The sequence below is a fragment of the Erwinia sp. BNK-24-b genome, from assembly GCF_047456155.1.
Taxonomy (GTDB): Bacteria; Pseudomonadota; Gammaproteobacteria; order Enterobacterales; family Enterobacteriaceae; genus Erwinia; species Erwinia phyllosphaerae.
Window position 1 is genome coordinate 4,582,361 of the sequence record NZ_CP179901.1, and the last position, 20,775, is coordinate 4,603,135.

The 20,775-nt window shown below is 53.2% G+C and carries 15 protein-coding genes; 9 read left to right on the plus strand and 6 right to left on the minus strand.

The window, feature by feature from the left end; genetic code table 11:
• Positions 1–25: 25 nt before the first annotated feature.
• Both ghrB and ACMGGR_RS21060 read left to right on the plus strand, forming a co-directional pair.
• Positions 26–1,000: a glyoxylate/hydroxypyruvate reductase GhrB gene (gene ghrB, locus ACMGGR_RS21055; RefSeq protein WP_246760293.1), complete on the plus strand. Its 975-nt coding sequence runs from the start codon at positions 26–28 to the stop codon at positions 998–1,000.
• 592 nt (positions 1,001–1,592) lie between these two features.
• Positions 1,593–4,352, plus strand: coding sequence for an inverse autotransporter beta domain-containing protein (locus tag ACMGGR_RS21060; protein WP_414147796.1), 2,760 nt, complete (start codon positions 1,593–1,595; stop codon positions 4,350–4,352).
• A 151-nt stretch (positions 4,353–4,503) separates the two neighbouring features.
• Here ACMGGR_RS21060 and ACMGGR_RS21065 read toward each other — a convergent pair whose 3' ends face one another.
• Positions 4,504–5,703 carry an aldose 1-epimerase family protein gene (locus ACMGGR_RS21065; RefSeq protein ID WP_246760295.1) on the minus strand — a complete coding sequence of 400 codons (1,200 nt, stop codon included), beginning with the start codon at positions 5,701–5,703 and terminating at the stop codon, positions 4,504–4,506.
• A gap of 349 nt (positions 5,704–6,052) precedes the next feature.
• Between ACMGGR_RS21065 and ACMGGR_RS21070 the strand changes: the two genes are divergently transcribed.
• Positions 6,053–7,303, plus strand: a complete 1,251-nt coding sequence (locus ACMGGR_RS21070) for a valine--pyruvate transaminase (protein WP_246760296.1) — start codon at positions 6,053–6,055, stop codon at positions 7,301–7,303.
• 48 nt (positions 7,304–7,351) lie between these two features.
• Here the strand turns inward: ACMGGR_RS21070 and ibpA are convergent, their stop codons facing one another.
• Positions 7,352–7,768 carry a small heat shock chaperone IbpA gene (gene ibpA / locus ACMGGR_RS21075; protein WP_246760297.1) on the minus strand — a complete coding sequence of 139 codons (417 nt, stop codon included), beginning with the start codon at positions 7,766–7,768 and terminating at the stop codon, positions 7,352–7,354.
• Positions 7,769–8,039: 271 nt separating this feature from the next.
• On the opposite strand from ibpA, the gene ACMGGR_RS21080 reads away from it, so the two are divergent.
• Positions 8,040–8,417 carry a YceK/YidQ family lipoprotein gene (locus ACMGGR_RS21080; RefSeq protein WP_246760298.1) on the plus strand — a complete coding sequence of 126 codons (378 nt, stop codon included), beginning with the start codon at positions 8,040–8,042 and terminating at the stop codon, positions 8,415–8,417.
• On the opposite strand, the gene ACMGGR_RS21085 is transcribed toward ACMGGR_RS21080, so the two are convergent.
• Both ACMGGR_RS21085 and yidA read right to left on the minus strand, forming a co-directional pair.
• A complete protein-coding gene (locus tag ACMGGR_RS21085) occupies positions 8,389–9,663 on the minus strand; it encodes a DUF3748 domain-containing protein (RefSeq protein WP_414147797.1) in 1,275 nt (424 codons plus the stop codon). The two genes, ACMGGR_RS21080 and ACMGGR_RS21085, sit on opposite strands and share 29 nt — an antisense overlap.
• Positions 9,664–9,743: 80 nt before the next feature.
• The gene (yidA, locus tag ACMGGR_RS21090) at positions 9,744–10,553 is read right to left on the minus strand and encodes a sugar-phosphatase (RefSeq protein ID WP_414147798.1); all 810 of its coding nucleotides are present in this window, start codon (positions 10,551–10,553) and stop codon (positions 9,744–9,746) included.
• Between the two features lie 243 nt (positions 10,554–10,796).
• Here yidA and ACMGGR_RS21095 point away from each other — a divergent pair, with 243 nt between their 5' ends.
• The 5 genes from ACMGGR_RS21095 to ACMGGR_RS21115 all read left to right on the plus strand — a co-directional run bounded on the left by ACMGGR_RS21095 (position 10,797) and on the right by ACMGGR_RS21115 (position 17,048).
• Entirely contained in the window at positions 10,797–11,396 is a 600-nt protein-coding gene (locus ACMGGR_RS21095) for a response regulator transcription factor (RefSeq protein WP_246760301.1), read from the plus strand.
• A gap of 1,031 nt (positions 11,397–12,427) precedes the next feature.
• Entirely contained in the window at positions 12,428–13,072 is a 645-nt protein-coding gene (locus ACMGGR_RS21100) for a DUF1120 domain-containing protein (protein WP_414147799.1), read from the plus strand.
• 124 nt (positions 13,073–13,196) lie between these two features.
• The gene (locus tag ACMGGR_RS21105) at positions 13,197–14,006 is read left to right on the plus strand and encodes a fimbria/pilus chaperone family protein (RefSeq protein ID WP_414147800.1); all 810 of its coding nucleotides are present in this window, start codon (positions 13,197–13,199) and stop codon (positions 14,004–14,006) included.
• 8 nt (positions 14,007–14,014) lie between these two features.
• Positions 14,015–16,465 carry a fimbrial biogenesis usher protein gene (locus ACMGGR_RS21110; RefSeq protein ID WP_414147801.1) on the plus strand — a complete coding sequence of 817 codons (2,451 nt, stop codon included), beginning with the start codon at positions 14,015–14,017 and terminating at the stop codon, positions 16,463–16,465.
• Between the two features lie 106 nt (positions 16,466–16,571).
• Positions 16,572–17,048 carry a hypothetical protein gene (locus tag ACMGGR_RS21115; protein WP_414147802.1) on the plus strand — a complete coding sequence of 159 codons (477 nt, stop codon included), beginning with the start codon at positions 16,572–16,574 and terminating at the stop codon, positions 17,046–17,048.
• Positions 17,049–17,140: 92 nt separating this feature from the next.
• Here ACMGGR_RS21115 and gyrB read toward each other — a convergent pair whose 3' ends face one another.
• Positions 17,141–19,549: a DNA topoisomerase (ATP-hydrolyzing) subunit B gene (gyrB, locus tag ACMGGR_RS21120; RefSeq protein WP_246760302.1), complete on the minus strand. Its 2,409-nt coding sequence runs from the start codon at positions 19,547–19,549 to the stop codon at positions 17,141–17,143.
• Between the two features lie 17 nt (positions 19,550–19,566).
• Complete coding sequence (gene recF / locus ACMGGR_RS21125; protein ID WP_246760303.1) at positions 19,567–20,652, minus strand: DNA replication/repair protein RecF; 1,086 nt, start codon at positions 20,650–20,652, stop codon at positions 19,567–19,569.
• Positions 20,653–20,775: the final 123 nt, after the last annotated feature.

The window sequence follows — 20,775 nt, forward strand, 5'->3', positions numbered from 1 at the left end:
TTTTTAACGAAACAGGGAGACAAGAATGAAACCATCTGTGGTGCTGTATAAATCGCTGCCGCAAGATCTGCGTTCGCAACTGGATGAGCATTTCAACGTCACCGAAATCAAAGGGCTGACGCCGGAAACCCTGAGCGAACACGCTGAGGCTTTCCAGCAGGCCGAAGGCATTTTAGGTTCTGGCGGCAAAGTCGATGCCGAATTTCTGCAAAAAGCGCCAAAGCTGCGCGTCGCCTCTTCCGTGTCGGTAGGCGTCGATAATTTTGATATCAAGGCGCTGAGCGAACGCGGCGTGCTGCTGATGCATACGCCTACCGTGCTGACCGAAACCGTTGCCGATACCATGATGGCGCTGGTACTGACCAGCGCCCGTCGCGTGGTGGAATCTGCTGAACGCGTGAAGCAAGGCGAATGGCAAGGCAGTATTGGCGCGGACTGGTTTGGGACGGACGTGCACCATAAGAAAATGGGTATCCTCGGCATGGGCCGCATCGGCCTGGCGCTGGCGCAGCGCGCGCATCTTGGCTTTAGCATGCCTATTCTCTACAACGCCCGCTCGCAGCATAAAGAAGCGGAGCAGCGTTTTGACGCGCAGTACTGCGATCTGGATACGCTGCTGAAAGAATCTGACTTTTTATGTATCAGCCTGCCGCTGACCGAGCAGACGCATCACCTGATTGGCCGTGAAGAGCTGGCGAAAATGAAAAAGTCGGCGGTGCTGATTAACGCAGGACGCGGCCCGGTGGTTGACGAACAGGCGCTGATTGCGGCACTCAAAGAAGGCACTATTCACGCTGCCGGTCTGGACGTCTTTGAAAAAGAGCCTCTGCCAAAAGATTCACCGCTGCTGACCATGCCTAACGTGGTGGCGCTGCCGCATATTGGTTCTGCCACGCATGAAACCCGTTACGGTATGGCGAAAGACGCCGTAGAAAACCTGATTGCCGCCCTGAACGGTAACGTAGAGAAAAACTGCGTTAATCCGGAAATAGCGAAGTAACGTTTTGGCCTGGTTTTGTTCAAGGAACCGGGCCGTTTTATGTCTCAACCCCGACCGCAGTTTCCCGTAAAAATTCCCTTCCCTGCCTCAACAGGCGCTAAACAAACCCAAATAACTCCAGATAATGCCAAATGGATAATGTTATAGCGATTATATTCCGCTGTGAAATTATCCTCGCAGTTTACTTAAACGAAAAATAAACAGCGATCTGAATATTAACCCTCATAAAGATAAATTAACTTCATTGTAAATAAATTGTTTACTTCAAAAAAAGAAAAATAACCTTACTGATATATTACTGTTATTTACAGAGCCAGCACAATTTTGACGCCACATTGTATCAACTTAAGATTGTGATATAACTACGCCCCATTCAGAAACCTCTTTATCGGCATAGCCAGCGCCGAGGGGTTCATATTGCCAGTTAAAAATAACTCGTTGATAAAAGGAGATAAACCTTCAAGAAACCGAAGCATTGTTTTCTATTTCAAGGTCAGCAGATCGGAGTGAAAGTTTACTATTCACGGTAATCAACCTGAATAAAGACAGCACGCTCGCGCTGGCTACATTCACCCTTAATTAACCTGAAAAAATGAATAGCAAACACAATAACAAACCGCAATGGTTATATCGCCTGACCTGGCTGACTATTGCCGTGCAAAGCGTTTTTCCCGTGACCTGTGCTTTAACTCCGGCGATGGCTGCCGCGCAACAGCATTTTTTAAACCGCTCTGACGATATTAATGCGCTGCAAACGCGGGTTTATACGCTCGCTCAGGGCGAAACCGTCAGTGACGTTGCCAAAAAATATCATATAAGCGTCGACGCGCTGCGTCAGCTAAATCAGCTGAGAACCTTTGCCCACGGCTTTGAGCGTTTGCAGGCCGGCGACGAGCTGGATATTCCTCTCTCTCCTTTACCAAAAGTACAGTGGCGCGACGCTGAGGCTACTGATGCGCTTCAGCTAAAAACCGCGGGCCTGGCCGCACAGGCTGGCGCTTCGCTGGATAACCGTTCCGGTAATAACAATGCCGCCGCTGCCGCGACCAATATCGCCGCTGGCGAAGCGGGCGCGCAGGCGCAACAGTGGCTGAGCCAGTTTGGTACGGCTCAGGTGCAGCTGGACAGCGACAAAAACTTTTCGCTCAAAAACTCCCGCTTCGATCTGCTGCTGCCTTTAAGCGATCGCAAAGACCGCCTTATTTTTACCCAGGGAAGCTTTCATCGTACGGACGATCGTAATCAGGCCAATCTGGGCCTGGGTATGCGCCATTTCGCCGATAACTTTATGACCGGCGCGAATGCTTTTCTGGATTATGACCTTTCCCGCGATCATGCCCGTTCAGGGCTGGGCGTTGAATACTGGCGTGATTTTGTCAGGCTGGCGGCCAATGGCTATATCCGTCTGACCAGCTGGAAGGATTCTAAAGATTTCTCGGGCTATGAAGAGCGCCCGGCTAACGGCTGGGATATTCGTAGCGAAGCGTTTCTGCCTGCCTGGCCACAGCTGGGTGCAAAGCTCAACTATGAACAATATTACGGTAACGAAGTCGCCCTGTTCGGCACCAACGACCGGCAGAAAAATCCCCACGCTATCACCGCCGGCATTACTTTTACCCCTTTCCCGCTGGTGACGCTGGAAGCCGAGCAGCGCCAGGGTAAAGCGGGCGAAAACGATACCCGGCTGGGTCTGACGCTTAACTATCAAATCGGTATGCCGTGGCAGAAACAGCTGGACAGCGATGCCGTCGCGACGCTGCGCAGCCTGGCCGGTAATCGCTACGATCTGGTTAATCGTAATAACGATATTATTCTGGATTACCGTAAAAACGAGGTCATCACGCTTCATGACGCGCGGCTTATCACCGGCTTTACCGGCGAGCAGAAAACGCTGAACGTTTCCGTAAACAGCAAATATGGTCTGGATCGTATTGAGTGGTCTGCCGCCTCGCTGCTGGCCAACGGCGGCAAGATTGTCGCCAACGGCCCGACCGACTTTAGCGTGGTGCTACCGAGCTGGCATAACGACGCCAGCGGCGTGAACACTTACACTATCAGCGGCGTCGCCATTGATAAAAGAGGCAACGTCTCGCGCCGGACGGAAACGCAGGTAACGGTGGCCGAAGCGACCATTAACGTCAGTAATAGCCTGTTGCTGCCTGCAAACAGCGAGCTGCCTGCCGACAATCATTCACAGCAAACGCTGACCCTGACGTTGAAAGATAACCAGGGAAATCCTGTTGATATTAATGACAAAGAGATTAGCGTGGCGAAAAGCACGCGAGATGCTGATGACGCAAAAATCACCGCCTTTACGCGTCAGCGCGTGGGAGTCTATAGTCTTGTGGTTACCGCAGGCACGCACCCGGAAACCTTAACGATTACGCCGACCGCACGGAACATGACTTTCCCTTCCGCTACGGTGACGATTGGTGCCGACACGACCACGGCGCGTCTGGCCAGCCTGACCGTCGTTAATGATAACGTGGTAGCGGATGGCAAAGACAAGGATCGGGTAACCGCGACGGTAACCGACGCGCAGGGTAATCCGCTGGCGGGGCAAACCGTCAACTTTAGTGCCGATCATAGCGCTGCAGTAGTGCATTCAGCGGTAACCAATGCTAAAGGCGAAGCGCAAGCAACAATTACCGACCTGAAATCTGGTGAAAGCACGGTAACGGCACGGCTGGGCAGCCAGCAAACGCAAAGCGCCAAAGTGCATTTTGTCGCGGGCAAGGTTACGCAGTTTGATCTGGAAGCCGTGGCCAGACTTAGCCACGTTGATACCAGCGCACCGCTTAATTTGTATGTCAGCGCGAAAGACGCTAACGGTAATCCCGTTACTGGCCGAGCGGTAACGATAAAGGCAAACGACGCCCATCTGCAGTTGCCGTCATCCGTCATGCTGAGGGATGGGGGCAACGCGATGTTCAGAGCTGGCAGCACCTATGCCGCGCCTTTTTATGTGACGGGCTCAATTGATGGCCATTCCCGCACCGTTGAACTCGACTTTATTCCCGGCGAGGAAGTACTGAGCAATACCAGCTTTACTGCCGAGAACAAGAACGTTCCCGCAGATGGCGTGAGCGAAATGAAGATAACATTTACCCCAAGGGATAAATTTAACAATCTGCTCAGCAATTCGAATTACGCTAACCACGCTAACGATGTGCATTTCGATCTGAGCGGCCTGCCCGGCAGTAAAATTGTCCGCTCCGCCTACGACAAAGGCGTCTATATCATCAAGCTGAGCTCAACACAGGCGGGTTCCGGCACCATTAAGGCGCAATATAAAAACGCTAAAGTCATTAAGTCATTAGACGTTTCGTTTACCCGGGCAGTAAAAAGGTAGCAGCGCGAAAAAACAGAGAGGCTCTCTCCTCTCTGTTCAGATCGCTGACAAGTTTAAACGGTCCATACGTTCCGGCATTTTTTTAGCCATACCGCCAGCGGAGGGCAACCGGATAAGCGGACCGTTCTGGCGCATGGACGCGCCCACAAGCTTATTCGACCGCTATCGGCTTCTCGTCCACGGCGATTTTGGTTTCGCCCTGAATCGTTTTGATCCGCTGCTCAACTTTCTGCACCGCGCTGGCGTCCTTAAGCAAAGAATAGGTCAGCGTAAACTCCGTGCTTTGGCCCGGCTGAAGCTGCTTCACTCTGCCCTGCTCTTTTTCGATCGTCACCGGATAGGCGTAGTTGGTGCCCGGTTCGATACCGGTGACGTAGCCCTGTTTCACGGTGTCAGTGTTTTTCCACATCGTCAGCAGCGGTAGCTGGCGGGTATCAAATTCAATTGACGCACCCTTATCACCCTTACTGTTAACCACGGCGGCCACGGTTTTGCCATTGCTGTCAGCAATCGGCTGGAGGTTAAAGACCATTTCATCAAAGTCTTTGGTTGGCGCGCCGTAGGTTTGCCAGTTTTGCAGCCCTTTCTTCGCGTAGTCGTTAAATGGCGAAACGGATTTTACCGCGGCCAGGAAACGGGCATTCTCTTCCAGAATTGGCGTGCTGAAGTTGCTGTGGTAGATAATTTCGTAGTCGTGCGGATAGTCAGCCTTATTGGTCAGCACATCATGCAGGGTAAAAGAGTCCGAGCCGGGCACGTACCGCAGCTCGGTCCAGGTTTCCAGCGCCGCCTTTTTAAAGGTGTGCTCTTTCAGCAGGCCGCGAATACGAATTTCATGCGGCGCCTTATCGTCCACGATAACTTCTACCTGTGACGCTGGCGTATTGCCCGCTTTGCCGTGCAGCGTATAAATGCGGCCCTCTTTGGTGACCGGGTGGCCCGTCCACTCATAGCCGCAGCGCACCATCATTTCGTTAAAGCCTTCCAGCCAGCCCAGGCCGTTGCGGCTTTCCAGATTGATATAGGCCGGGTTAACCACCTCATCAACCGGCGAATCCCAGCCAAGACGCACGCCGTGACCGTTAACATGCAGCAGATCCATGCCGCGCGTTGGGCTGAGCGCAATGGTCAGGCCGTTTTTACTGGTCAGCGTCAGCACTTTAGAGCCTTCCTGCTTGCCGCCGTGCAGCACCTGCTGCTGAATGCTGAACGGTTCGCCGCCCATTTTCAGCTGCTCGCTGCTTATCTGCCAGTTACCTTTTTCCGTGTTGGCATCAGTCAGTACAAAGCTTTGCGCTGCCGCCTGCCCGCTCACTATCGCCATTACCGCGCCTGCTAATAAGGTTTTCATCTGTGCTCGCCCTTGCTGAAATGATTTAGCTAAAGAGCGGTCAGCCTACAAAGAGCGGCTCAGCGCGACTGTGATTCACATCACTTCACGGATTTTTAAGAGATTTTTATCAATAAGTCGTGCTATTCGTCACAAAATATTAACGCCGCGCGCTGTCGGCAACAAAATAACCGTGACGTGGCGTCGCAAAAAGCGCTCGCCAGTTGAAACGATTCAACCAAGAGGCCGTCATGTTTTTACCCTGCTCGCTTTTTTGGAGGCTTTTACCCGCAGCCCGCTAACGTTGCATCGCGCCGGGCCTGGCGTTAAGGTTAACCCTCACTTGCCTATAATAAGCAGTTAATACGCTATGAGCTTTTCCGCTTTCGGTAATAAATTTACGCGCCATACAGGCATTGCCCGCCTGATGGAAGATATGGGCGAAGGCCTGCGCAAGCCCGGTTCGGTGATGCTGGGCGGCGGTAATCCGGCCCAGATCCCGGCGATGAACGACTATTTTCAGCAGCTGCTGCAAGAGATGCACAACGAAGGCAAACTAGCCGAGGCGCTCTGCAACTATGATGGCCCAAGAGGCAAAAGCACGCTGCTGGAATCCCTTGCCGCTCTGCTGAGCGAGCAGCACGGCTGGCAGATTGGCCCGCAGAATATCGCCCTGACCAACGGCAGCCAAAGCGCCTTCTTTTATCTGTTTAACCTGTATGCCGGACGCCGTGAAGATGGCCGCAAAAAGCGCGTGCTGTTCCCGCTGGCCCCGGAATATCTCGGCTATGCCGATGCCGGTCTGGATGAAGATCTGTTTGTTTCTGCGCGCCCCGATATCGAGATGCTGCCCGAAGGACAGTTCAAATATCACGTCAACTTCGAGCAGCTGCACGTGACAGAGGATACCGGCCTGATCTGCGTTTCGCGGCCGACCAACCCAACCGGCAACGTCATTACTGATGAAGAGCTAATGAGGCTGGACGCGCTGGCGCAGCAGCATGACATTCCGCTGCTGATCGATAACGCCTATGGCGTGCCTTTCCCCGGCATTATCTTTAGCGACGTTCGCCCGCTGTGGAATCCCAATATTATTCTGTGCATGAGCCTGTCCAAGCTGGGCCTGCCGGGTTCGCGCTGCGGCATTATTATTGCGGATGAGAAAGTGATTTCCGCTATCGGTAACATGAACGGCATTATCAGCCTTGCGCCCGGCGGTATCGGGCCAGCCATTGCCCACGAGATGATCCAGCGAGGCGACCTGCTGCGCCTGTCGCAAGAGGTCATCAAGCCTTTCTATCAGGAGCGCGTTAAGCAGACGATTGCGGTTATTCGCCGCTATTTGTCGGAAGATCGCTGTCTGATCCATAAACCCGAGGGCGCGATATTTCTTTGGTTATGGTTTAAAGATCTGCCCATTTCTACAGAAATTTTGTACCAGCGCCTGAAGGCGCGTGGCGTGCTGATGGTGCCTGGCCACTTTTTCTTTCCGGGGCTGGAGCATGAATGGCCGCATACGCACCAGTGTATGCGCATGAACTACGTGCCGGACAGCGACAAGATTGAGAAAGGCATCGCCATTCTGGCGGAAGAGATCGAGCGAGCGCACAGCGAGCTATAAACAAAAAAGGCCGCACGATGTGCGGCCTTAATTTTACGCGGCTGACTCTTATTTCAAGATTTCAATGCGGCGTGGCTTGTTCGCTTCAGGAACGATGCGTTCCAGATCGATATAGAGCAGGCCGTTTTCCAGCCGCGCATCGCGCACGTTGACGTGCTCGGCCAGCTGGAACTTGCGCTCAAAGTTGCGCTCGGCGATACCCTGATACAGATAGGTTTTTTCCTGCTGCTCTTCAGGATGGGCACCGCGAACGGTCAGCAAATTGTCGTGAGCGGTGATCTCCAGTTCGCTCTGGGCAAACCCTGCTACGGCAATAGTAATTCGGTACTGGTTTTCCGCCACCAGCTCCACGTTATAAGGAGGGTAGCCGCCGTTGCTCTGGCCCTGATTGGATTCCAGCAGGTTGATCAGACGATCGAAACCAATAGATGAACGGTACAGTGGGGCGAGATCGAAGTTACGCATGGTCATTGCTCCTGAATATCAGCGAGATTGTCATTAAAAACCTTCCACAGTGGACAGGTTGCCGGGCCAGAAGCCATACCCTGTCGGCGTACGTTTCGTGACTCTGAACATAAAATAGTGTCGTTGAGAGAGCTTTCAAGGGGTGGTTGAGGAATTTTTTTAACTACTTCGCCAGGGATGTCATAAACTCAGGAGACAATGTAGCGATGACTAAGCGCTCTGTTTTTAATGCGCGGATAATCAGAACGGCATTACCGTCACTGAAGGGATGATGATGATAGTTAAAAAAAACCAATTTGCCGGGCTGCTGGCATGCCTGTCGCTGGCGGGCACGGGCGGCTGCTCCAGCTTTATGTCTCACTCGGGGCCGGATCAGGGATATTATCCGGGCACGCGGGCAAGCGCGAAAATCGTTGCCGACAGCAACAGCGGCTGGGTAATGCGCCCGCTGGCCGCTATCGATCTGCCTTTTTCCGCCGTAATGGATACGCTGTTGTTACCCTGGGACTATTACCGTTCGGGACGTGACAACGCGGGCGATTCTCCTCGTGAACGCGTTTTGCGTAGCGAAAAGCAGAACAATACCAACGAAAGCCTTTCGCACGCCGCGCCTTTGGTTATCAGTACAGCGCATTCGTCTCCGCAATAAAAATTTGCTGGAAGCCGTCAACGTTTCGTAAATAAGCCACGTGCAGCCCGTCCGGTGAACAGACCACGGCCTCCGCAAGGGGCGCTTCGTCCGTACGCGCCGTCAGGCGGCGCATCTGCCCACTGCCCGTCTCGCAAAGCATCACGCTGTTGTCATTAATGAACGCCACCGACTGGCCGTCAGGATGCCAGCTGAAGGCGGACTGGATATCGCTGGCTGCATGGCTTATCTGACGCGGTTTTCCCCCGACTGGTGGAACCGTCCACAGCTGAACCACGCCCCCATCGTCCTTCATCAGAAAGGCGATTGCCCGACCATCGGGCGAACAGCGCAGCCAGTGGCGAGGCGTTGTCGCCAGCCCCGGGAAAGCCTGGTCGTGCGTAAAAGTCAGACGTCGCTGCGCCACATGTTGCGGCGGTGCCGGTAATGAACTGGCCGTGCCCGCCAGCGGTTTATCGCCTTCCAGCGCATAGTCGGCCATTTTTTCCGGCAGATCGACGATAAACACCTCCGGCACCTTTTCGCCTTTTTCGCTTAGCGTATCGCCAATAAACGCCAGCGCCCAGCGTTGCCGATGCCCATCGCTCTTCAGGTAGCCATCCGTACCCACCCAGCCCTCTTCGTAAGCGCGATTAATCTCGTCGCTGCCGGGTACTGGCGTCGAGGTTGTCTGGCTCACCAGTACGCAAAAATGGCTGCCGGCGTATTCGCGAGGATGATGTAGCGGCGGGCAGACGGGATGCAAAGGCACGGCAACGCCAACGTTGCGCAAATCTTCTTTGCTATCCAGCTCGTGTATAACGTGATCGTTATAGGTAAAGCTTAAGCGGCTGCCGTCAGGGCTGAAGACATGTACATGCGAGCCTCCCCGCAGCGCACCCGGCGTGAAAGGCGGCGTGATGTCGCAGGCATCCATGTTCTCCACCAGGCCATTTTGAATAATGACGCCGCGCCGGTGGTGAAAATCGTATCGCCAGTGGTTATCCGGATGCTCGGGGCCGTGAATGCAAACGTAGCGCGGCGGCAGATCCGGACTGACCGTCACTACGCCGACGTGCGCGCCATCTTTTGCCTGATAGAGGATTTCAGTCTGGCCGCTGAGGTTAACTCGCTCGATGGTCAGGCTGCTGAAGGTGGCGGCGTCGGGCCGCACGTCATAGACCAGCCAGTGGCTGTCGGCCGTCCAGATATTGATATTGGTGAGCTGGTGGTTACGCTTTGCAAACGTGAGCTGTTTTTCCGTCATTTTGCTTACCCTTAGCGGTGTCTGCTGCTAAGGGTAATGCATTGCGTCTTTTTTCGGTACCGGGTACTTAATTTTGACCTTTACAGCGCAAACTTCTCAATGGCATGCGCCACGCCGTCTTCCGTATTGGTTTTGGTAACAAACTGCGCGGCAGCTTTTACCGCATCAATGCCGTTACCCATCGCTACGCCCGTACCGGCAAATTCCAGCATGGCCAGATCGTTTTCCTGATCGCCAATCGCCATCACTTCATCCCGGGACAGGCCCAGCCGCTCCGCTAATGCTTTTACGCCTGCGCCTTTGTTAACGTCTTTGCTAAGTATTTCAAGGAAGTAAGGCGAACTTTTCATAATGGTGTAGCGATCGTGAGCCTCCTGCGGAATGCGGGTGATAGCCTCATCCAGCTTTTCCGGTGGGTCAATCATCATCACTTTAGGGAAGGTCGCGCTCTTATCCATTTCCTCTACCGCGCGATAGCGTAGCGGCATACCGGTCAGCGAAGCTTCATGGACCGTGTATTCGCTGATGTCCTTATTTGGCGTAAACAGCAGAGATTTGGTCAGCGCCTGGAAATGCACGCCCAGCTCGCGCGCCAGCTTTTCGACATACAGATAATCGTCATAGTTAAGCGTCGATTCTGCAACGCAATCGCCGGTGGCGGCTTGCTGTACCAGCGCGCCATTATTGGTGATGCAGTACTGGCCTTCCTGTTGCAGGTCCAGCTCCTCCAGGTAACGCTGTATGCCTATAAAAGGCCGTCCGGTCGCCAACACAATCGCTACGCCTTTGTCCCGCGCCGCCTGAATCGCCCGCTTCACGTCGGGGGTAACCTCATGCTGAGGGTTAAGCAGAGTGCCGTCCATATCAATCGCAATCAGTTTTATCGCCATCTCGTCCTCTTAAGCATCGTGGTTTCTTTTTATGCTAGCGCGATTCAGCTAATAGTGACCAGTTGAATTGCAGAATGTGTATCGGGGCTTCCGGTTCAGGCCGTCGTTCAGAAGTTCAGGTAAAAGCTTGCTGGCCTGATAAGCGTTAAAAAGGAGATGTTAAGTGCAAAAAGGCGCGTAATGGCTGTGGTTTAAAAATAAACATGTCACACTTGCCTCACGACGTTTCATGGAGGAAATAGTGTGAATATTTTGATTGTCAGCAAGGACATTTTCTTTATCTCGGGCGTGATTACCGTGGTTACACGGGCATGGCGACCTGATTATAAAACCCATCCGGTCTTTCTTATCTCTGACGACGCTAATCAGTCGCTGTTATTACCGGATATCATCATTAATGACGTCATTGAAGCAGAAGCGGGTAAACATCGTGCCCTAAAGAAGACGCGTTTTTCAGGGCGTTTTGTCACCCTTGTTTTAGCCGCACAGCACAGGGAGTGTGAAAATATCCGTTGTGCAAAACACTCTATCCGACTGAATAAAAAAGAGGCGGCGACGCAGCTTTCCATGCTCTTTGGTCATCCCGACTCCGTGATCTTTTCATCGTCAGCGTCTTTACCGCCCACGGCAGGCAATTACCCGCCCCAGATTGAATTAAGTAAACAGCAGGCGATGGTGGTGAGGTATATTCGCCAGGGCCTGTCGCTAACGGACATCTCCCATCTGACCAGGCTCAGCGTCAAAACCATCAGTACCCATAAGCGCGCTATCATGCGCAAGCTGGGCATGAAAAATAACAGCGAGTTTTATCAGTACACGCTGGCAGATCCTCTGCGCCGTTGAGCGGGAAGTAAAAAGCTGCCTTCAGCGAAGGCGGCTTGGGGTGGTTGACAAACTCATATTCAAACATCAGGTCGCGTCAGGCCATTGAATAGCTGCAGAGGCCGCCTTCTGTGAAGGCGACTTCGATGATGCGCTGCAGGAGCTACTCGGCCTTCGCCTGCGGCAGGCTGGAGATCAGAACGCAGCCGCATTAATGCCCGTGAAACGCAATCGGCACCTCTCTATATTTAAATAAAAAATGACCTTCGGCGATGACGTTCTGCAAAATAACGTATTTTCTTCTCGCCCCGCAAAGAGAAGCGTAACCGAATCATTTTCCTACCGAATGTCTGAAAACTGGCGGTCCAAAAATTACAGCTTATTCCCCTGATGAGACAAAACCATTGTTACAATAAAGATGCCATATTGTATTGATTTACTTTTTTATTATGTAGCAGCTCCTTATTATAAATAGTAAAAAAAAACATGAATTTGCTTTGGCATCTAAATATTCCCTCAACAAAAAATATTTTTACCCCGCACTTTAGGACCTGTAGTTTCTGCTTTTCAGGTGCATTTACATACAATACATAAGATTACAATCTTAAATAAATTAGAATTATTAGAAACATACAGAGCCTGAATCGAATATACACATAGTTAATAACGATCAAACGCTCGACCATTGATTGAATATAGCTATCAATATGACGATATTGATCGCTATTGACGATAACACTTACTCATGGGTAATATTCGCCATACCCGGTAAAATTATTTAGCCTGATACAGATTTATTTAAGTCAGCCGGGAATATTTAAAATAAAAAAATATAACGTGATTTTATAAGTGGGGGGAGAGGGGCGACCAATATCTGAATAAATATGATAACGCCAGTGATTACTCATCAGAACGGATAGATCATTAATATAAACTTAAATATACCTTCAGGGTCTGGTTCGGACTGTAGCTCGGGAAATAAATATATATTTACGCCGGGGTATTTTTATTGCTTTTTGTGGTTCGTTACTTCATCAACTAAGGAGAGTTATATGTTTAAATCAAAAATTGCCATGCTGGCTGTGACTTCAGCTGTATCATTTTTATCGCTGCCAGCACTGGCGGCTGAAAGTGCCCAGGTCAACGTAAAGGGCACTTTGGTTCCAACAGCATGTAATATTAATATTAGCGGTATTGCTGATTTTGGGTCGATCGTTGTTGCTGATATACCGACTAATGGCGCTCTGGGATCGAAAACCGTTAACTATAACATCGCATGCAATGGGAAGACCTCCGTAGCCTTTTCAGCTAAGGCTGATGAGCTAACAAACAATGCGCTACAGGGTTCACTGGGTCAGGACAATAATACCAGCATAGGATATTATATGATCAACACAGGTACTCATGCTGATGCGGATGGTGAATCAAGAGTTGTTTTGGCATCACAAAATAATGGTGTGACCTGGCTCAGTACAATAACTAATACCTCTTACCAAAATCTACAGCTCGATGGTTCTTCCCTGACTACATGGGGTACTGTCGCCTCTGATATGCATTCAAACGGAACAGCATCCACGTTCTCTAATGTGAAGGGTACTTTTAATATTTCTGCCTTTGTTAATAAGTCTCTGGCAGACACACTGACAGATAAATTGTCTTTTGAAACTAATACCACCCTGACCCTGCAGTACCTGTAATTTAACTCCTACATCCGGCAATATTCTGTCGGATGTACTCCTGCCTGGCTGACAGTAAATAACTTTTAGTGTAGCCCGTTATTCCCGCATATTATGTGTTGAGTGTTTTTGCAAGGTTTATATAATGAAAAACAAAAATTATTTTTCTTATTATAAAAAAATACCTGAATCAAACTCCGTTACTGTTGCGGCTCAGGATTTTATTAAAGGCATACGGTCAGACCTGAGCGCTTTAATAAGTACGTTACCCTGCTTTCTTATCTTTTCCGTCATGGCATTTTTCCCGCTTCCGTCCCCCGCCTCGGGAGTCCTACCGGAAACCACCGTGTTGGTAATTGATGAAATACAGAAAGGTGGGAGCATTAATGTGAAAAACACCGAAAACGTACCGGTGTTGCTGTATACAAAAGTGGTCGACCTCCCCGATGACCCAACCCCAAAACTGATTGTTACCCAGCCGGTAGCACGCCTGGAGCCGGGACAATCACAGCGCGTGCGTTTCGTGCTTAGTAACGACGACCCACTACAGCATGAACATATCAAACGCGTCCATTTTGAAGGCGTGGCGGAACAGACCGCCAGTGGCAGCCAAATATCTGTCACCGTGCGCCACGATTTACCGGTGATTATCGTACCGAAGAAGCTGACCGCACAACGGAAAATGTGGACCGATCTGAACTGGTCCGTGAATGGTGAAACGCTGAAAGTGACCAATACCGGTAAGCACGTGGTGCGCCTGAGACCGCAGCTGAGGCTGCTGCCTGTCGGAACCGCGCTGTCCCTCAGCAAAAGCTACATTCTGCCGGGTGAGACGCTAACCGCCATCGTCCCTGCCGGGACCAGTCTCAGCGAGCGGCGGCAGGTTGAATTTTCGCCGGTCACCCGCTATGGATTTGATGCGGGTCTGCAAAAAGCCAGCCTGTCAAAGAGATAACATTCATCATGAAACCATGTCCCCCTCTCTTTCCAGGAATCGTTATCTTACTGGCCTGCTGTGGTTCGTTTCATTCCGCACAGGCTGCTGTAACGGCAGACAATATTACCCACTTCAGTGAAGGTCGGTTGAAAGCGCTAGGGATTGACCCGGGCGCAGCAGCCTATTTTGCACGGGGTGGACGTTTCTCTCCCGGTACCACGGAAGCAGAGTTGCAGGTTAACGGGCGTTCACTGGGGGTACAGAAGCTGACTTTTGGACCCGATGGTAAGCTGTGCGCGGATGAAGCCTTCTTCAGCTCCGCCGGTATTCACCTGCCGTCTCCGCTGCCGCAGAAAGAAACGGAAGACGGCGGCTGCCCGGCGCTATCGCAGGTTTGGCCTTCCGCCAACGTCTCCCTGCTGCCGGCTTCCCAGGAAGTGAGCGTGGTGGTACCACCTGAATCCATCATCCGAGAAAATGACCTGCCGCACTTTCGACAAGGAGGAAGCGCCGCACTCCTGAACTATTCGGCTTACCGCTCACATTTTGAGTCATACGGTGACCGTTCTGACTTCAGCTATCTGAATCTGGAAAGCGGTTTTAATGCCGGTGACTGGATGGTCCGTAGTGCGCATAACCTGAGTCAGGGTAGCACCGGTAGAACGAATATTGATACTCCCTATATCTATGCGCAAAGAACTCTGGTGGGTAGAAAACAGCTGCTTCAGGCGGGACAGATAAATTTCTCAAACCCGCTGCTATCTGGCGCACCGCTTGATGGCATACAGCTTGTCCCTCAGGCCGCCCTGAATCGTCAGGGAAGCGGCGCGCAGGTCAGCGGTATTGCCCGGGCAGACCAGTCGCGCGTAGAAGTGCGGCAGAACAGTATTCAGATTTATTCCACTCTGGTCCCCGCTGGCCCCTTTACGCTGACGGACATTCCGTTGCTGAACAACACTAGTGACCTGCAGCTAACGGTGACCGGCCCGGACGGCGGACAGGAAAATTTTACCGTGGCGGCAGCGGCGGCCCGGCGCCTGGTGCCCCAGGCACCGGAGAACTGGTCGCTGGCGCTAGGGCTTCTACGTACCAACAGCACCGAGGCGGACTATGAACGGCCGTGGGTAGCGAGTCTGTCAGACGGCTGGGGACTGTCGAACAAAGTTCTTCTGGAAGCCGGCGCGATAGCGGCTCCGGATTATATGAATGGTGGTACGGGGATGACCGTCAGTCTTCGGCCTGAACTGGTACTGAGGATGTCCGGGGCGCTGAGTCAGGACCGTAATCATGACCAGAAAGGCACCAAAGGCTCCATACAGGCCAATCTGAGTGCCCCGCTGAATTTCAGTTTTGGCGGTAACGTCACTCTGTATTCCCCCGGCTACCGAGAACTGGTAGATGCTTACACCACCACAGACAGTCTATACAGCCGCACCAGCACCGGTCTGTCGATCGGCTGGAACCATGCGCTGGTCGGCAGCGTCTCACTTTCCGCCAGCCAGACTCGCCAGGGCGATAACGGCGCGGACACCCGTTATCTGATGGCGGCCTGGAACCGGAAAATCGGTGTGGTAAATACCTCGGTCAACTGGCATCACCAGAGCCGCAGTGTGCGCAGCTGCAGTACCGTTTACCGGTGCAGCAACAGCGATCGTGACAGTCTGTATATCAATCTCAGTTTTCCACTGGGTGCTTATCAACTCCGCAGCTATTACCGTAATACGCAGGGTTCGGCGGTGGCCGGTCTGCAGTCCGGCGGCGATCTGACGGAGAACAGCAGCTGGTCGCTATCCGTTGAGCGCAGCCTGCAAGAGCAGCAGTACAGCATCCTGTCGGGTAATGTGAACGGCAACATGCACTACACGACAGCAGGGCTGTATGGCTACGTGGCGGGAAATGACGTGCGCAATTATTCCGGCACCCTGTCAGGCAGCATCGTGGCCCATAAGGAAGGCGTGATGTTTTCGCCATACAAGGTTAGTGACACCTTCGGCGTGGTGGCGGTGAAACCGGCCATCAGCGGGGTGGAATTTAACACTCCGCAGGGGAAAGTCTGGACCGACTGGAGGGGTAAGGCAGTGGTACCGGGCCTGCCGGCTTATGCTCCCGGGCGAATTGAGCTGAATACCGAAAGGCTACCGGAAAATACTGACGTCAGTAACGGCCTGCAGCAGGTGATTGCCGGACATGGCGCAGTGACGGATACGCACTTTATCCTGCAGCAGACGCGTAACGGGCTGTTGACGGTGAAACTGGCAGACGGCACGCCGCTGCCGAAGGGAAGCACCATCACCACCGAGGACGGCAGCTATGTCACCACGGCAATAGATGCAGGGACGGTATTTGTCACCGATCTGAATGACAAGCGTCCGCTGAGGGCGCGCTGGCAAGAGAAGAGCTGCCGGCTGGAGTATACCGTAGCGGAGAAGGCGCAGAAGGGTGTGGCTTATGAAAACATCAGCGCGACGTGCAGCTAAATCGAGAAAGAAGATGAGAAAGAAAATTAGCAGGACAGCATATGGAATCGCCCTACCTGCATTGCTGTGGCTGACAGCCACGCAGGCCATGGCGCAGGAGTGTCAGGTGCTGGTGTCACGCCCGGAGATACAGCTGGGCAGCCAACCCCCTGCGGTAGACGGCAAGGCGCAGTTTGCGCAGCAGATGCTGACGGTAACGGCGACCTGTAGTGGCGAAGGCGCGGTGAGCCTGTTGGTTGATGGTACACCGGATGAAAGTGGTAAATACTTTCGCTTCGGCGAAAGGGGGCGGATTGCGCTGAAACTGCTGTCGGCACAGTATAACGGAGCAGATACGGCGCTAACGGTAATATCAGCGGAGCGGGGTGAGCGGCAGTTCAGACCAGGCCAGGCGGAACGGCTATCGGCGGGCAATCAGCTGACAGTGCGAAAAGCTACAGGTGACGACAGCAGCAGCCAGCAGCTTACGTTACAGATGCAGCTTGATTTTCCGGCGTCGAATAACGAGGGTCGGATGCGTGACCGGATGGAAATGCGCGGGCAACTGCGGTTTGAGGCAGTACAAACGGCGCCGCCGCCTTAGAGATCCGCCAAAAAATGAAGCGTTTCAGAACAGGTATAAAAAGGCAGATCTGACGATCTGCCTTTTGTTTTTCTGCCAGTGCGCCTGGCGCGTTAAATGTCGATATTCGCCGCTTTCAGCGCATTCTCTTCGATAAACGCGCGACGAGGCTCAACCGCATCACCCATCAGCGTGGTAAACAGCTGATCGGCCGCAATCGCATCCTTCACCGTAACGCGCAGCATGCGGCGGCTGTCCGGATCCATTGTGGTTTCCCACAGCTGTTCCGGGTTCATCTCGCCCAGGCCTTTGTAACGCTGTACGGAAAGACCACGGCGCGACTCTTTCACCAGCCAGTCCATCGCCTGCTCAAAGTTAGCGATCGGCTGACGGCGTTCACCGCGTTCGATAAAGGCGTCTTCTTCGATCAGCCCGCGCAGCTTCTCGCCCAGCGCACAGATTTTGCGATATTCGCCGCCGAAGACAAATTCGCTATCCAGGGGATAATCGGTGTCTACGCCGTGCGTACGGATCCGCACTACCGGTTCAAAGATGTGCAGCTCGCGGTTTTCGCGTACTACGCCAGCATAGGTGCTGCCGTGCTGCTCATTTTCGTTCAGGCGAACCACCAGCTCCTCAATCCACTGACGTACCGGCGCCTCCGCAGAGATATCGCTCAGCGTCGGGTGGTAAATCAGCGAATTTAACAGCGCCAGCGGATAACGGCGTTCCATACGCTTGATCATCTTACGCGCGCTGTTGAACTCGGCTACCAGGCTTTCCAGCTGCTCGCCGCCCAGTGCAGGCGCGTGCGCGTTGGTGTGCAGCGTCGCGCCATCCAGCGCAATGGCGATCTGATACTGATCCATCGCCTCATCGTCTTTGATGTACTGCTCCTGCTTGCCTTTTTTCACTTTATACAGCGGCGGCTGGGCAATATAAACGTGACCGCGCTCGATGATTTCCGGCATCTGACGATAGAAGAACGTCAGCAGCAGCGTACGGATGTGCGAACCATCTACGTCAGCATCGGTCATGATGATAATGCTGTGATAGCGCAGCTTGTCCGGGTTGTATTCATCACGGCCAATACCGCAGCCCAGCGCGGTAATCAGCGTGGCGACTTCCTGCGAAGCAAGCATCTTGTCGAAGCGCGCTTTCTCCACGTTCAGGATTTTTCCTTTCAGCGGCAGAATCGCCTGGTTTTTACGGTTGCGGCCCTGCTTGGCGGAACCGCCTGCAGAATCCCCTTCCACCAGGTAGATTTCAGACAGCGCCGGATCGCGCTCCTGACAGTCCGCCAGTTTGCCCGGCAGGCCAGCCAAATCCAGCGCGCCTTTACGACGGGTCATTTCACGTGCGCGACGAGCCGCTTCACGAGCGCGGGCCGCATCGATAATTTTACCGACCACGATTTTAGCGTCGCCCGGATTTTCCAGCAGATACTCTGCCAGCAGTTCGTTCATCTGCTGCTCTACCGCAGATTTCACTTCGGAAGAAACCAGCTTGTCTTTGGTCTGCGAAGAGAATTTTGGATCCGGCACTTTTACCGAAACCACTGCAATCAGGCCTTCACGCGCATCGTCACCGGTGGCGCTGACTTTGGCTTTCTTGCTGTAGCCTTCTTTATCCATATAGGCGTTCAGGGTACGCGTCATAGCGGCACGGAAGCCGGCCAGGTGCGTACCGCCGTCGCGCTGCGGGATGTTGTTGGTGAAGCAGTAGATGTTTTCCTGGAAACCATCGTTCCACTGCAGCGCCACTTCCACGCCGATGCCGTCTTTCTCGGTCGAGAAATAGAACACGTTTGGATGAATAGGCGTTTTGTTTTTGTTCAGGTACTCAACGAACGCTTTAATGCCGCCTTCGTAGTGGTAGTGATCTTTCTTGTCGTCGCGCTTGTCTTCCAGCTTGATAGAAACGCCGGAGTTCAGGAAGGAGAGTTCACGCAGGCGCTTCGCCAGGATCTCATATTCAAAGTCGGTCACGTTGGTAAAGGTTTCGTGGCTTGGCCAGAAACGCACGCGGGTACCGGTCAGATCCGTTTCACCCGTGACGTGCAGCGGTGCCTGAGGCACGCCGTGCACGTAGATCTGCTGGTGAACTTTGCCTTCGCGACGAATGGTCAGCTCCAGCTTTTCCGACAGGGCGTTAACGACGGAAACGCCCACGCCATGCAGACCGCCGGACACTTTATAAGAGTTGTCATCGAACTTACCGCCTGCGTGCAGCACGGTCATGATCACTTCTGCCGCGGAAACGCCTTCTTCTTCGTGGATACCGGTAGGAATGCCGCGGCCATCATCCTGTACGGAAACGGAGTTATCCGCGTGGATGGTGACAAGAATATCTTTACAGTGGCCGGCGAGGGCTTCGTCAATGGCGTTGTCCACAACCTCGAATACCATATGGTGTAGACCGGTGCCGTCATCCGTATCGCCGATATACATACCCGGGCGCTTGCGTACCGCATCCAGCCCTTTCAGAACTTTGATACTTGAGGAGTCATAAGAATTCGACATCAACGTTTCTCGCTCGTTTAATCTTCAGGTTGAACTGCTATTTTACCCTGTTCCACGTGGAACATCTTGCCCTTTTCGTCAGCCATATCGAATACATGATCGGCACTGATAGCGCTGACAAAAACCTGGGCTTGCGTCGCTTTCAGCCGCGAGGCCAGCAGGTGGCGTCGCGTGTCATCCAGCTCGGAGGCAAAGTCATCTATCAGATACAGGCAGCGTCGCCCGTTCTGTCGGGTAAGAAACTCACCCTGCGCCAGTCTCAGGGCGCACATCAGCAGCTTTAACTGGCCGCGTGACAATAAATCTTCTACCGGCGTGCCGTCAGCGCGAATGCGAAAATCCGCCTTATGCGGGCCGCTAGCGGTATAGGTTAACGCGCGATCGCGCTCAAACTGGCGCTCCAGCAGCTCAGCGTAGTCGGTCTCTTTATCCCAGCCGCGCTGGAAAGAGAAGTTCAGCGCAAACTCCGGCAGAAACTGCGCGCAGGTTGTGTTGATATCTTCGGCAATAGCTTCGCTGTAGGCCGCACGCCATGCGCTTATCTGCTCCGCCAGCGGGGCCAGCTCCTGATCCCAGGCGCGGATTTGCTGATAGCGCGTTACCTGGCGTAACGCCGCGTTGCGCTGCTTCAGCAGCCTGCGCAGATTGCTCCATGCCGTAAAGAAGCCCGGTTCGTTATGAAAACAGCCCCAGTCAACGTAGGCGCGACGGTATTTCGGGCCGCCGTTAAGCAGGGTAAACCCTTCCGGCGTAATCAGCTGCATCGGCAACAGCTGCGCAAGCTCCGCCACCTTATGGCCGTCGCTGCCGTCAATGCGTACCTTGCTGTCGCCCGCGCGGTTTTTAGTCAGGCCAACGGTCGTTTCGCGCTCGGCACCTTCAATGCGGCCGTGCAGCACAAAAGCGTCCTGCTCGTGACGAATGACGCGGCCAGCCTGCAAACTGCGGAAGGCCCGGCCGTGGCCCAGCGTGTAGATGGCTTCCAGCACGCTGGTTTTACCGCTGCCGTTAGCGCCTACCAGAAAGTTGAAGCCTGGCGCCAGAGCCAGATCGGCGTTTTCGATGTTGCGAAAATCTTTGATAAGCAGGCGGGTTAAAGCCATAGGTGGAGTCATTCCGCAGACAGTAAATCAAATAAAACGGTAGCCGTTGATAAAACAGGCCAGGGCGTCAACGGCACAGCCAGTTTGTGTAGGGTCAGCACGCAGCCACCGCAGCGAACTTAA